Origin of the sequence: Pantoea sp. BJ2 (genome assembly GCF_040255075.1) — a bacterium.
Lineage (GTDB): Bacteria > Pseudomonadota > Gammaproteobacteria > Enterobacterales > Enterobacteriaceae > Pantoea > Pantoea leporis.
Genome location: NZ_CP158292.1, coordinates 2,967,851 through 2,979,860, shown reverse-complemented (window position 1 = coordinate 2,979,860; position 12,010 = coordinate 2,967,851). Strand labels below are relative to the sequence as shown.

The following is a 12,010-nucleotide window of genomic DNA, read 5'->3' as shown; positions in this document are numbered from 1 at the left end:
AGCGGCATCCGCCGTTCGCCTTATAATCTCATCAACTGCCGGAAGGCTTTCACCTTGCTGCGACTCACCGGCACCTGCGCATCCAGATCACGCAACTTCACCAAATAGGTATTGTTAAACCACGGCTCGATTTCACGAATCTTGCTCAGGTTGACGCAGTAAGAGCGATGGCAGCGGAAGAACTGCTGTTCCGGCAAACGGCTGCAAAACTCACTGATCACCATCGACATCACATAGGCTTCGCGCCGCGTATACACAAACGTCAACTTCTCGTGCGCCTCAACGTAATAGATCTCGTTGATATCGGTGACGATAATGCGTTCATCTTTCACCAGATTGACGGCTTGTGGCGAGTTGGTGGCTGCGTTTTGTGGTTGCAACTGCTGTTGCGCGCTGGCTTCCAGCTTCTGCAGCATGGTCATGATGCGCGACTCATGATACGGCTTGAGAATGTAGTCAAACGCTTCCAGCTCAAACGCTTCAACCGCATGCTCTTTCCACGCGGTGATAAACACAATCAATGGCTTATGAGCAAACTGATTGATGTTTTGCGCCAGCAGCATGCCATCAAGCGAAGGAATGTTGATATCGAGGAAAATCACATCCACACGATGGTTCTGCAGATATTTCAGCACTTCCAGCCCATCATCAAAGCAGGCCTCAACGCTGATTTGGCTGTGTTGCTGAATCATCCAGCTTAACTCTTGCTGGGCGAGAAACTCGTCTTCAACGATGATGGCTTTCACGTGGCGGTTTCCGTGGTGGGGCGCAGCGGGGCAGGCAGCCCCTGGCCATTCTTGCTAAGCGTAAAGGCGATTTCCGTGCCGGGATGATGGCGGGTGATGACCAAACCCTGGCCGGAGAGCAGCTTAACGCGATGATGCACATTCAGCAGACCAATTTTGTTGCCGGGCATCTCGTTTCGCGCCACGCGGCTCATCACATCATCGCTGATGCCATCGCCGGTATCGCGCACCGCAACGCGCACCCGATCGCCTAAATCCTTCACGCTCAGCGTCACTACGCCTTTGCCGCGACAAGGCTGAATACCGTGCACAATCGCGTTCTCTACCAGCGGCTGAATTAGCAGGCTGGGCAGCGTGAAGTGCAGATCTTCATCCACGTCATAAATCATCGACAGCTTATCGCCGAAACGCGCCTGCTCAATCGCGATGTAATCCTTCACCTGCCACAACTCTTTCTTGATATCGATAAGCTCGTCATCGTTGAGTTCGAGGTTGTAACGCAGATAACGTGACAAATTGATCACCAACTGGCGCGCGGTGTCCGGATTAAGGCGAATCGAAGAGGAAATAGCATTCAGGGCGTTAAACAGGAAATGCGGGTTAATTTTGCTCTGCAGTGCGCGCAATTCTGCCTTGTTCGCCATCTCACGCAGCTGTTCAGCCCGCGAGACTTCCAGCTGGGTGGAGATGATTTGCGACAGCCCAATCGCCATCTCTTTCAGCGACCCGGTGATGCGATGCGCACGGCGATAATAGATTTTTAGCGTGCCTGTCACTTCCCCTTTTTCCCAAAGGGGAATAACCAGCATCGAGTGAATATCTTTGGTGCGATGCGCCTCGTCGTTGTTCTTAATAATGATTTTACCGCTGGCGATCGCCTGCGCGGTGGTCGGGCTGATGGCATCATCGCCGTTGTGATAGTTCTGCTCGCCGTAACCGACATAGGCGAGAATCTGTTTGTTATTGGTGATGGCGACCGCATCGGCGTGAATGTCGGTGCGGATGATATCGCACACTTTATGCAGCGACTGGCTATCAACCTGGCGAAACAGCGGCAATGTTTTGTTGGCGATCTCCAGCGCAAGCTTGGCCTGACGCGCCGCAATCGCCTCTTTTTCACCTTCGACGCTCTGCACCAGCAGCACGATTAAACCGATGCTCGATGCGCCCAAAATCATCGGCAGCGCAATCTCGGACACAATCGCCAGTCCCAGCGTCATTGGCTTGGCCCACAGCACAATCAGCAGCATGGTCAGGCTTTCGCACAACATGCCGCCAAGAATACCGGCGCGCCAGCGCTGCTCTTTATTCACCCGGCGGTTGATCACGCCCGAAGCGATACCGGCAATGATGCTGGTGAGCAGGCAAGGCACCGCCGTGACGCCATCCATATCAATTAGATAGCGATGCAAACCGGCAATCACGCCGGTGGCGATGCCCACCCACGGACCAAACAGAATGCCGCCGGACATCACTGCAATCACGCGCACATTGAGCAGCGAGCCGTCGACGTTAATGCCTGACCAGGTGCTGAACAGCGCAAACAGCGAGAATATTGCCGTCACCACCAGTTTTTCGCGCACCGAATGCTCATCTTTTTGCAACAGCTGACGAAACACCCGCGTGCGCGTGAGGAAGAAAAGACAGATCAGCATCAGCGCCGCGCGGTCAAAAACCGCCAGCAGCATGTCGAAGTGGGAAGGCAAGGGCATCTCTCAGGCAAGAAACGGAACGCTATGATAAAAAATGTGGTCACGATCCGCCAGCGCCACGGCAATCTGCAGACCTTTCTCGTAGCCGGGATCAATTTTGAGCATGCCTGGTCGCCATAAATGGCGACCTCCGCCAAAAGAGGAAAACTTGACTAATAAAAAGAGGATTAGCGAAAGCGTGCGCCGAACGCTGGTTGTCAATACGCCGGTTTGCTATGTTGCCGGATAAAAAGGGGAACTCAGCCATGCAATTACTCACGCCACGTTTGTCCCTCAGTCGGCTTCAACCTGAAGACTGGCGGATTTTCAAAGCGGTACATCAGGACCGCGCAACCATGACGTGGGTCAGTGAAATCCCGGATGAAAACGATATTCGCCAACGCTTTACTGAGCGTTTGGCGCCGTGGCAGGCGAGCAGTTTTCATATGCTGTGTCTGGTGGCGCGCATCCGGGAAACCGGCGAGCCGATTGGCCTGTTTGGCTGCAGCGCCGAGTGGCATCCTTATCGTCAGGCCGAAGTGGGTTACATGCTGCGCGCGGCGTTTACCGGAATGGGTTATGGCAGTGAAGCGCTCGACGCGCTGTGCCAGTTTTTGCTACAGGCAGAATTTCATAAGCTGAAAGCGATGGTGATTGAGGGGAATTGGCCGTCGCGCCGCATTCTTGAGAAGAATGGTTTCGTCCTTGAGGGTACGCTGCGGGATAATTATCTGCTAAACGGCCAATGGGTAAGCGATTGGGTGTTTGGCCGCCTGAATCCGCAACATTAAAAAAATTTCCGTCTGCTCTCGACAATCTTGTTATCAGCGCGTTATGTTCTTGGTGCGGTCACCACAGTGACCCACGTCGCTCGGACGGTCCGGGCGCTTACGTAAACCAGAGGACATCATGGCTGATAACAGCACACCCCGTCGTTTCTCGCGTATTGAACGCCTTCCCCCGTATGTTTTTAACATTACCGCTGAATTGAAGATGGCTGCGCGTCGGCGCGGCGAAGACATCATCGATTTTTCGATGGGCAACCCGGATGGCCCCACGCCGCCGCATATCGTCGAAAAACTCTGCCAGGTGGCGCAGCGCGAAGACACGCACGGTTACTCAACCTCGAAAGGTATTCCCCGTTTGCGTCGCGCGATTTCGCGCTGGTACGCAGACCGTTATCAGGTAGAGATCGATCCGGAATCGGAAGCGATTGTCACCATCGGCTCCAAAGAGGGTTTGGCGCACTTGATGCTGGCCACGCTCGATCACGGCGACACCGTGCTGGTGCCGAACCCCAGCTATCCGATTCACATTTACGGCGCGGTCATTGCTGGCGCGCAGGTGCGTTCTGTTCCGTTGGTAGCGGGCGTTGATTTCTTCAACGAGCTGGAGCGGGCGATTCGCGAAAGCTATCCCAAACCGAAAATGATGATTCTCGGCTTCCCGTCGAACCCTACAGCGCAATGCGTTGAGCTCGACTTCTTTGAGCGCGTCATCGCGCTGGCGAAGCAGTACAACGTGCTGGTCATCCATGATCTCGCCTACGCTGATATCACCTACGATGGCTGGAAAGCGCCGTCGATTATGCAGGTGCCAGGCGCGCGTGATGTGGCGGTAGAATTCTTTACCCTGTCGAAAAGCTACAACATGGCGGGCTGGCGCATCGGCTTTATGGTCGGTAACAAAGAGCTGGTCTCCGCGCTGGCGCGCATCAAAAGTTATCACGATTACGGCACCTTCACGCCACTGCAGGTCGCAGCGATTGCGGCGCTGGAAGGCGATCAACAGTGCGTGCGCGATATCGCTGAACAGTACAAACGCCGCCGCGATGTGCTGGTGAAAGGCCTGCACGAAGCGGGCTGGATGGTCGATCTGCCGAAGGCGTCGATGTACGTCTGGGCGAAAATTCCCGATCACTACGCGCATCTTGGCTCACTGGAGTTCGCCAAATTACTGATGCAGGAAGCCAAAGTGTGCGTCTCGCCGGGCATCGGTTTCGGTGATTACGGTGATACCCACGTGCGTTTCGCGCTGATTGAAAACAGCGATCGTATTCGTCAGGCGGTGCGGGGGATTAAATCGATGTTCCGTGCCGATGGCATTTTGCCGGGAACGGTGAAAGCGCTGGAAGAAGAAGAGGAATAACCATTAAGTGGGGCGACTCAGCGTCGCCCCGCCTGGCGGCTCTACAGCATCAGTACAAAAGTACCGACCCAAAGCAACAGGAAGAAAGAAATTCCCATCAAAGCGTATCTCACAAAACAACTCCTCTGAGCGGCTACCCGGCGGGCGATCCCAAACCCGCGTAACCCGAACAGAATAAGAGAAAGGTGGAGTTCATCATCGCTACACGCTTTCTTCTCAGGTCGCTCCAGGCAAGCCCGAAACAGGATCGAGAGATAATCTACGCGGATTTGTCCCAAAAATAAATAGGCCGCTTCTGAGATATTGCTCACATTTTCAGCGGGTCTCAATCTCCGGTATCGCCGACATTCCCACGCGCAGTTTGGCCAGATCCGGCTGGTTTTCATCGAGCACAATTTTCACCGGTAAACGCTGTACCACTTTGGTGTAATTGCCGGTGGCGTTGTCCGGCGAAATGGCGGAAAAGGTCGCGCCCGTAGCTGGAGCAATGCTGTCGACGTGACCGCTAAATACCTTGCCCGGCAAGGCATCCACCTTCACGCTCACTTTCTGCCCTTGCTGCACATCCGCCAACTGGGTTTCCAGATAATTAGCGGTGATATAGGTTTGCTGCAGCGGCACCACCGCCAGCAAACGCGTGCCTGCGCTAACGTAGGCGCCGAGGCGCACCGAACGCTGACCGACCATGCCATCCACCGGCGCCACAATCCGCGTGTAGGAAAGATTGAGCTGCGCCTGATCGACGCTGGCCTGCGCGGCAGCGACATCGGCAGCGGCCTGACGCACCGCAGCTTGTAGCACGCCAACTTGCTTGACGGCGGAAGCTAGCGCCGCTTCGCTCTGGCGGACGGTGGCCGAGGCGGAGCGCTGCGTTGAGTTGGCTTTTTGCTGATCGTCTGCGGCGATGGTGCCACTTTTATACAGCTGGTTGTAACGCGCGGCGCTTTGTCCGGCGTACTGCGCTGAAGCCTGGCTCGCCGCTAACGTGGCCTTCGCCTGGTCGATAGTGGATTGCTGCTGTTCCAGCTGCGCCTGGCTACTCAAACGTTTCGCCTCGCTGACCTGCAAATTGGCCTGCGCGGTCTCTAACGCCACACGGTAATCGCGATCGTCGAGTGTCGCCAGCAGTTCGCCGGCCTTCACGCGCTGGTTGTCTTGCACGTTGACGCTGGCGATGTAGCCGGAAACTTTCGGTGCAACCAGCGTGTAATCGGCATTCACGTAGGCATCGGTGGTGCGGTGATCGTTGCCGGTCATTGATGACCAGACAAAAAAGGCCATCGCTAATAACACCAGTAATAAGGCGCTCAACAGCACCGTTCTCTTCAAAGCAAAAGCATGCATATCAATTATCTCGACGTCGTCGTAACAGGTTGAATCAGTGTTTGTGGTGGCCACACGCGTTTTGGCAACCAGGCGGTTAACAGTAAAAGCAGGGCGGCGAAGGCAATCAGCATCTGGTAGCAATCACTCAGGCTCAGCACCATCGCCTGCTGTTTCAGCAAGGTGGCGAAGCCGCTGAGGTTTTCCGCGCTGCTGACGCTGCCGTCCGGCAGCAACGGCACGCTGCTGCTGGATTGTGCGCTGTTCGGCGCCGTCATCAGCCATGAACGGCTGGCGGCGCTATCGACCAGCACGTTGGAGTGGAATTTTTCACGGTGGCTGATAAACCATTCCACCAGCGTGCTGGCGGCGATGCTGGAGAAACCGCGCACCGTGTTGAACATCGCCGAGGCAAAGGGGCCTTCTGGTGGTGCAACCACGCTGGTGGCACTCATCAGCACCGGCAAAATCACCATGGGCTGGCCGAACGCCTGCAAAATCTGAATCAGCCAGAAATTCTGCCGCGCCCAATCGGTGGTGATGTGCATGCCCATCAGGCAGGACGTCACCAACAGCGCTACGCCCGCTGTCAACATCCAGCGGCAATCCACCCAGCGAATATTCAGCAGCGCGGCAACAAAAGGCGCGATCAGCAACTGCGGCAATCCGATGGTCAACGCCAGCGGGGCGAACTGCAGCGTGCGGAAGCCTTGCACCTGCGCCAGATAGGCCGACGGCAGCGCAGATCCTGACAGCGACAGAATCAGCACGCCCGCCAGCACCAGCAAGCCGTGCGCGAGATTGCGCCGCCCCAGCATCTGCAATTTGAACAGCGGCAGCGGATGAAACCATTCATTAATAAAGAACACAGTCAGCAACGCCAGCGCGCTGAATAATAGGCCGCAAAATAACGGCGATTCGAGCCAGTCGAGTCGCTCGCCCTGCGTCAGCGCCAGGATCAGCAGCGCCATACCCGAACAGCCGGTCAGCATGCCGAACAGGTCGATCTGTTTAAAACGCTCAAGGCGCAGCGGATCCTGCGGCAAACCCCAGCTAATCAGCAGCATGGCAATCAGCATGGCGGGCACCACTTGCCAGAAGACAAACAGCCAGCTGACGTCATCGGTCCAGAACGCCGCCAGCGAAGCGGCCATATTCGGACCGAAGGTGGCGGTCAGCGCATATCCGGCTAAACCGTATAATTTGATCGGCGGCGGCAGAAAGCGCAGCGCAACGGTCATCAGCATTGGCGGCAGCGCGCCGCCAAATAACCCCTGCACCACGCGCAAGGCGATAAACAGCGTGGCGTTAGGCATCAGCGGCAGCAGCAGACCGCTTAGCATAAAACCAGCGGAGACGGTGAGCGCAAAGCGGCGCAGCGAAAAGGTGACGGCGAACCAGGGCGCAATCATCATTGCCGCCACTTCAGCGGCCTGATACGCGGAGATGATCCAGCTGCCTTGATCGAAACTGATGCCGATGGCAGCGCGGATATCGGCTAACGCGATATCGGTGACGCGATCGTTTAATCCTGATGTGAGCGCGGCAATCAGCACGCCAACCAATCCCAGCGCCAGGCGCAGAGTAAACGGATGGGGGGCCGGAGCCGCAATGGGCTGGGCGTTCATAGCAGGCTTCTCGTTATGATGTTGATGCAGTGTATTGCGATGTGATACAGGTGGCATCTTACATATCGATATGCTGTATTGCAATGTGATACAGGGTGTAAAAGTGCGATCATTCGCGTTAAAGTAGGGCAGGCCAAAAAGGAACGCATCATGGTTGAACTTCCCTCAAGCCGTGAGGATGAAAAAGCGGGTGGCATTCAGGTCATCGCGCGTGCGGCAAAAATTCTGAACGCGCTGGGTGAGCATCCCGGCGGCATGAGTTTGGGTGAAATTGCGCAGGTGGTTGATCTGCCGCGCTCGACGGTGCAGCGCATTATTGGTGCGCTGGACAGCGCACAGCTGGTGCGCAGCAGCGGTGCCGGCGGGTTACGTCTTGGTCCGGCGCTGCTCAAGCTGATCTCCAGCGTGCACAGCGACGTGGTGGAAATCGTGCGTCCATTCCTCGAACAACTCTCTGCAGAGATTAATGAAACGGTATCGCTGGCGCGGGCCAGCGGCACGCAGCTGGCGATCGTGCATTATGTGGTGGCCTCGCGCGAACTGCGCGTGGTGCCGCGCATCGGGTTGAATTTGCCGCTTTACAGCACATCGGGCGGCCGCGCGTTGCTGGCGCTGGAGAGCGATGAAGATGTGCGCGTGATGGTGGGCGAAGCCTATAAAGAGTTAACCGAGATGACGGTGAAAACGCTGCCGCAATTGCTGGAGCTGATTGCCGAGGTACGCGCCAGCGGATTGGCGATTGATCGCGGTGAGACGCTGGAGGGCATTTCGACCATGGCGGTCGCCATTGATACGCTGTTTGGCCGCTTCTCCATCTCATTACTGGTGCCGACCGCGCGTTTTCATAAGCAGGAAGCGCATTATCGTGAGCAAATCATCAAGTGCAAAGACGCCTTGATTCGTGAAATTGGCAAAATGACCGCTGTGGAAGGATAACCAACTGATGAAAACCTTGCTGATGGCCATCGATAACTCTCCGGTGGCGGAAAAAGTGATTGCGTTGACCATTGAACAAGCGCTGGCGCATCAGGCACAGGTCACGGTGCTGTGCTGCGTTGATCCCGCATACTCCTCCTGTAATCAACCGATAGAGATTGATGCCGGTGAAGATCCGGATGATTTTGTGGCGGCGAAAGATGAACAGAACACCGCCGAAATGGTGGTGCGCCACGCGCTGGCGCCGCTTTTACGCGCGGGCGTGGCGGCAAAGGGGTTGATTCTGGCGGGGGAAGCGGCGGAAACCATTGTGGCGCAATCCACACTTTTGCATGCCAGCATGATCATCATGGGACGCCGTCATCTGTCGCCGTTTAATCGTCTGCTGAAAGGTTCGGTCAGCGCTGCGGTGATTGAACGCGCCAATTGCCCCGTTTTAATTGATGTACGTAAGGATTAACCCCGCTCGATGCTCTCGCTTTTTCCGATTACGCTAGCGGCGTTCGCGCTGCTGGCGATCATTATTATTCTGCTGGTGCGCACCACCTCGCTGCGACTGTGGCAAGGCGTGCTGTTGTTTATCTTGCCGCTGATACTGGCGAATTTACTGTGGTTCAGCTGGCTTCATCCACGTCAGGAGCGGCAGGCGCTGATGGAAGAGGTCGCAACCCAGCTCAGCCTTGCGCCCGGTTATCGTCTGCTAAAAATTCAGGAACCCGCATTGTGGCAGTTGCTTAATCGCGAGCTGCTGCATAAACGGCTGGAAGGTGTGCCCGCCAATCAGGCGCTGGGGGATATGCGCGGCTGGTTGATGGATCTGGTTAATCAGCGTCTGACGCGTGCCAGCGATGCGGCGATCATTGATTACATCCGCGTCTCGGTCGAGGAGATGCAGGCGTTGCAGCAGCAGGAACCGCAGCGCTGCTTCCGTTTCCTCTATCCGCAGGTGAATGGCGGCGTCAATTTGCAACAGGTGTTGTCACCGGAACTGAATCAGCGCGATGCGCAAGCACTCGAAACGCTGCTGCAGCAAAGTACCGGCAATGAACAGCCGCTGGATCAGGCTGCGGCGCAGCGCGATTTACAAAGCGTGGTGGAAAAACTGTATGGCAAGTGGGGCGATCGGCTGCAACAGCTGAATATGCCGGCGGACACCGCGGTTGATCGCGGCGCCATGTGCGCGATGTCGATTGATCTCTATAGCGGCATTCTCGCATTGCCTGACAAACAAGCGGCCAATCTTTTACGTAAGATGGTCAGCCTTACCGGTTAGCAGGCAAAAAAAAGCCCGCTCAGCGCGGGCATGAAGGTCATTATCAGTATGTTTATTATTAATTCACCTGGTGTGGTGCAGACTTCGTTTTGTCTGAACAGATAATCGCACCCTTACCTTGATAAGTGAAACCGTTTGGTTTTATCGATTTGATTGGCGAAAGCTTCACTAATCCCGGACATTTCGCGCTTTATTCCTATAGATAAGCGCGGCGTTGCCTTTTAGACTGCAACGCTCAAGAGGAAACCCTAATGAAAAAAATGCTTATTAGCGCATTGGCGCTTTTTATGTTGGCGGGTTGTAGCGTCAGCAAACCAGGAGGATTTGAGCGTGTTGATGAAGATACCAGCTCAAATACCGTGCAGTATCGTTACGATCCGCACACGCTGAATAAAGACGCAATGGAGATCGACCTTGCGAATTATTGCAGCCAGCGTGGATTTGATAAGGTGGAATCACTGCCGTCGCAAAATAGCCATTTGCCCGGACTAAAGAAAGCCTGGTATCAATGTAATTACGCGGTAAAAAGCTAAAAAAATAGGGCGGGATAATTTCCCGCCCTTTTTATTTTCTTATTATTTGCTGTGTGTGCTTTGCCCAACTATCTGCGGTGTCCATGACCGCCGTGCCCATGATGCCAGCCGCCACCACCATGATGGCCCCAGCCTGGGCCGCCGCCTCCACGATGATGATCGATAATACAACCACTCAACATCGTCATAATGGCTACAACCGATGCAAGCTTAATCACTTTCTTCATGGAGAGTCCTCCTCTGTTCCAATGACGCCAGATTACAGGGGAATAGTGGAGTGAAGATGCAGGAAATGTAGAGTTATTACGGAATGTATTACGGAGTGTGTCAATTAAATGCTAAAAAAGTCGCGGGGTAAAATAAACCAATCGGAATAAGCTGAATGCCTGATAATAATAACGAGATTACTCCGAAAGGCAAGGCTTAATAATAGTGGTTCTCAATTAACGTTTTATTGTGGAATAATTGTGGAGAAATGGGATGCCGCGTATTAATGCGGCATCCCAGCGAACTTAATTATGCAGTAAAGGTTCTGCCACGTTTTGGCGATTTGGCAGACGGATGCTCAGCGACAACACCAGCGAAATCACCAGCAAGGTCATAATCAGGCTGAAGGTGACGGTGAAGCCGCCAAAGGCGGAAGCAACCAGCGAACCCAGCACGCTGCCGATACCGAAGCCCAGGTAAATCAGACCATAGTTTTTGGTCAGGTTGTTCAGGCCAAAGAAATCGCTGACCAGCGATGGGAACACGGTAATGGTGCCGCCGAAGCTGAAGGCCACGCAAGCTAAGGAGAGGAAGAAGGTCGATTCACTCATATGGGTGAATAGCAAAATGCTCATGCCCACCAGCGAGACGATTTGCGCCAGCGTAATCACGCGGATGCGCGCCATTTTATCCGAGAGCACGCCAAGAATCAGACGGCCGCTGAGGTTGGCAATCGCAATCACCGTGACCGCATTGGCGGCGGTTTGCGCGCTCAGATGCACCATGCCTTCACCGATATCTTTCGCCACGCCAATCACGTACAGGCCGCTCATGCAGGCAGTCAGGAACATTAGCGCCAGCATCCAGTACTGCGGTAAACGCACCGATTGCGCCAGCGTGTAATCTTTGGCTTCCAGCTGCGTATTACCTCTGTTCTTCTGCATCGGTGCGTCACGCATCAGCAACGCGCCGACAATGATCATGCCCATCGCCAGCACGCCCCAGATCATGAAGGTATTCTCCAGACCTTGTGCGCTCAGCAGTGCGCCGCAGATGAATTTAAAGCCGAGGCTACCCAAACCGTACGCACCAATCGAGCAGGCGGAAATGAGCCCTTTGCGCTCCGGGAACCACTTCACGCAGTTAGAGAGCGTCATCAGATAACCGGCGCCATCGGCCAATCCCACCAGAATCCCCGCGCTGAGGTAGAGCATCATCAGATTATCGGCATGCGCGGTCAGCCAGAAACCTACCGCCATCAGCATGCCCGCACCGATGGTGACGTTGCGCACGCCAAAGCGCTCCTGCAATTTCCCGGCAAGCGATGACGCAATCGCCAGGCCAAGACTGAGTAAACCGAACGAGAAAGCCACTTCACTGATCGGCGCATTCAGCTTATTTGCCAGCGGGCCGTTAAACAGGCTCCAGGTATAAACCGAGCCCAAAGCGAACTGGGTGATAATAGTGCCGATAAGGGTGAGCATGCGGGTACGTTGGTCATTCGCGGGGGTTGCTGTTGTCATTT

Annotated in this window: 12 protein-coding genes; 6 read left to right on the top strand and 6 right to left on the bottom strand. The window is 55.1% G+C overall.

Annotated elements, in window-relative coordinates; genetic code table 11:
* Positions 1 to 20 precede the first annotated feature (20 nt).
* Both AAF463_RS13775 and AAF463_RS13770 read right to left on the bottom strand, forming a co-directional pair.
* Positions 21 to 746, bottom strand: coding sequence for a LytTR family DNA-binding domain-containing protein (locus tag AAF463_RS13775; protein ID WP_350260954.1), 726 nt, complete (start codon positions 744 to 746; stop codon positions 21 to 23).
* Positions 743 to 2,434 (bottom strand): sensor histidine kinase, encoded by a 1,692-nt coding sequence (locus tag AAF463_RS13770; RefSeq protein ID WP_350262002.1) that lies wholly within the window; start codon positions 2,432 to 2,434, stop codon positions 743 to 745. Before AAF463_RS13770 ends, AAF463_RS13775 begins: the two co-directional genes overlap by 4 nt.
* Positions 2,435 to 2,703: 269 nt before the next feature.
* On the opposite strand from AAF463_RS13770, the gene AAF463_RS13765 reads away from it, so the two are divergent.
* On the top strand, positions 2,704 to 3,228 hold the full coding sequence (locus AAF463_RS13765) for a GNAT family N-acetyltransferase (RefSeq protein WP_101763598.1): 525 nt from the start codon (positions 2,704 to 2,706) through the stop codon (positions 3,226 to 3,228).
* 118 nt (positions 3,229 to 3,346) lie between these two features.
* Complete coding sequence (gene alaC, locus AAF463_RS13760; RefSeq protein WP_008101332.1) at positions 3,347 to 4,585, top strand: alanine transaminase; 1,239 nt, start codon at positions 3,347 to 3,349, stop codon at positions 4,583 to 4,585.
* Between the two features lie 41 nt (positions 4,586 to 4,626).
* Here alaC and ypdK read toward each other — a convergent pair whose 3' ends face one another.
* The 3 genes from ypdK to AAF463_RS13745 all read right to left on the bottom strand — a co-directional run bounded on the left by ypdK (position 4,627) and on the right by AAF463_RS13745 (position 7,536).
* On the bottom strand, positions 4,627 to 4,698 hold the full coding sequence (ypdK, locus tag AAF463_RS13755) for a membrane protein YpdK (protein ID WP_099686956.1): 72 nt from the start codon (positions 4,696 to 4,698) through the stop codon (positions 4,627 to 4,629).
* A gap of 202 nt (positions 4,699 to 4,900) precedes the next feature.
* Positions 4,901 to 5,929, bottom strand: a complete 1,029-nt coding sequence (locus AAF463_RS13750; protein WP_350260953.1) for an HlyD family secretion protein — start codon at positions 5,927 to 5,929, stop codon at positions 4,901 to 4,903.
* Between the two features lie 5 nt (positions 5,930 to 5,934).
* The gene (locus tag AAF463_RS13745) at positions 5,935 to 7,536 is read right to left on the bottom strand and encodes an MFS transporter (protein ID WP_110866532.1); all 1,602 of its coding nucleotides are present in this window, start codon (positions 7,534 to 7,536) and stop codon (positions 5,935 to 5,937) included.
* 150 nt (positions 7,537 to 7,686) lie between these two features.
* On the opposite strand from AAF463_RS13745, the gene AAF463_RS13740 reads away from it, so the two are divergent.
* The 4 genes from AAF463_RS13740 (at position 7,687) to AAF463_RS13725 (ending at position 10,278) form a co-directional block, all read left to right on the top strand.
* The gene (locus tag AAF463_RS13740) at positions 7,687 to 8,472 is read left to right on the top strand and encodes an IclR family transcriptional regulator (protein ID WP_008101326.1); all 786 of its coding nucleotides are present in this window, start codon (positions 7,687 to 7,689) and stop codon (positions 8,470 to 8,472) included.
* 7 nt (positions 8,473 to 8,479) lie between these two features.
* Complete coding sequence (locus AAF463_RS13735) at positions 8,480 to 8,932, top strand: universal stress protein (RefSeq protein ID WP_101763602.1); 453 nt, start codon at positions 8,480 to 8,482, stop codon at positions 8,930 to 8,932.
* 9 nt (positions 8,933 to 8,941) lie between these two features.
* Positions 8,942 to 9,745 carry a hypothetical protein gene (locus tag AAF463_RS13730; RefSeq protein ID WP_110866533.1) on the top strand — a complete coding sequence of 268 codons (804 nt, stop codon included), beginning with the start codon at positions 8,942 to 8,944 and terminating at the stop codon, positions 9,743 to 9,745.
* Positions 9,746 to 9,996: 251 nt separating this feature from the next.
* Positions 9,997 to 10,278: a membrane lipoprotein lipid attachment site-containing protein gene (locus AAF463_RS13725; RefSeq protein WP_008101319.1), complete on the top strand. Its 282-nt coding sequence runs from the start codon at positions 9,997 to 9,999 to the stop codon at positions 10,276 to 10,278.
* A gap of 512 nt (positions 10,279 to 10,790) precedes the next feature.
* On the opposite strand, the gene AAF463_RS13720 is transcribed toward AAF463_RS13725, so the two are convergent.
* Positions 10,791 to 12,008 (bottom strand): MFS transporter, encoded by a 1,218-nt coding sequence (locus AAF463_RS13720; protein WP_271460877.1) that lies wholly within the window; start codon positions 12,006 to 12,008, stop codon positions 10,791 to 10,793.
* Between the last annotated feature and the right edge of the window lie 2 nt (positions 12,009 to 12,010).

Coding starts and splice junctions, on each gene's coding strand:
- AAF463_RS13770 (WP_350262002.1), bottom strand. CDS start 2,434: ATGCTGCTGGCGGTTTTTGACCGCGCGGCGCTGATGCTGATCTGTCTT.
- AAF463_RS13765 (WP_101763598.1), top strand. CDS start 2,704: ATGCAATTACTCACGCCACGTTTGTCCCTCAGTCGGCTTCAACCTGAA.
- alaC (WP_008101332.1), top strand. CDS start 3,347: ATGGCTGATAACAGCACACCCCGTCGTTTCTCGCGTATTGAACGCCTT.
- AAF463_RS13750 (WP_350260953.1), bottom strand. CDS start 5,929: ATGCATGCTTTTGCTTTGAAGAGAACGGTGCTGTTGAGCGCCTTATTA.
- AAF463_RS13745 (WP_110866532.1), bottom strand. CDS start 7,536: ATGAACGCCCAGCCCATTGCGGCTCCGGCCCCCCATCCGTTTACTCTG.
- AAF463_RS13740 (WP_008101326.1), top strand. CDS start 7,687: ATGGTTGAACTTCCCTCAAGCCGTGAGGATGAAAAAGCGGGTGGCATT.
- AAF463_RS13735 (WP_101763602.1), top strand. CDS start 8,480: ATGAAAACCTTGCTGATGGCCATCGATAACTCTCCGGTGGCGGAAAAA.
- AAF463_RS13730 (WP_110866533.1), top strand. CDS start 8,942: ATGCTCTCGCTTTTTCCGATTACGCTAGCGGCGTTCGCGCTGCTGGCG.
- AAF463_RS13725 (WP_008101319.1), top strand. CDS start 9,997: ATGAAAAAAATGCTTATTAGCGCATTGGCGCTTTTTATGTTGGCGGGT.
- AAF463_RS13720 (WP_271460877.1), bottom strand. CDS start 12,008: ATGACAACAGCAACCCCCGCGAATGACCAACGTACCCGCATGCTCACC.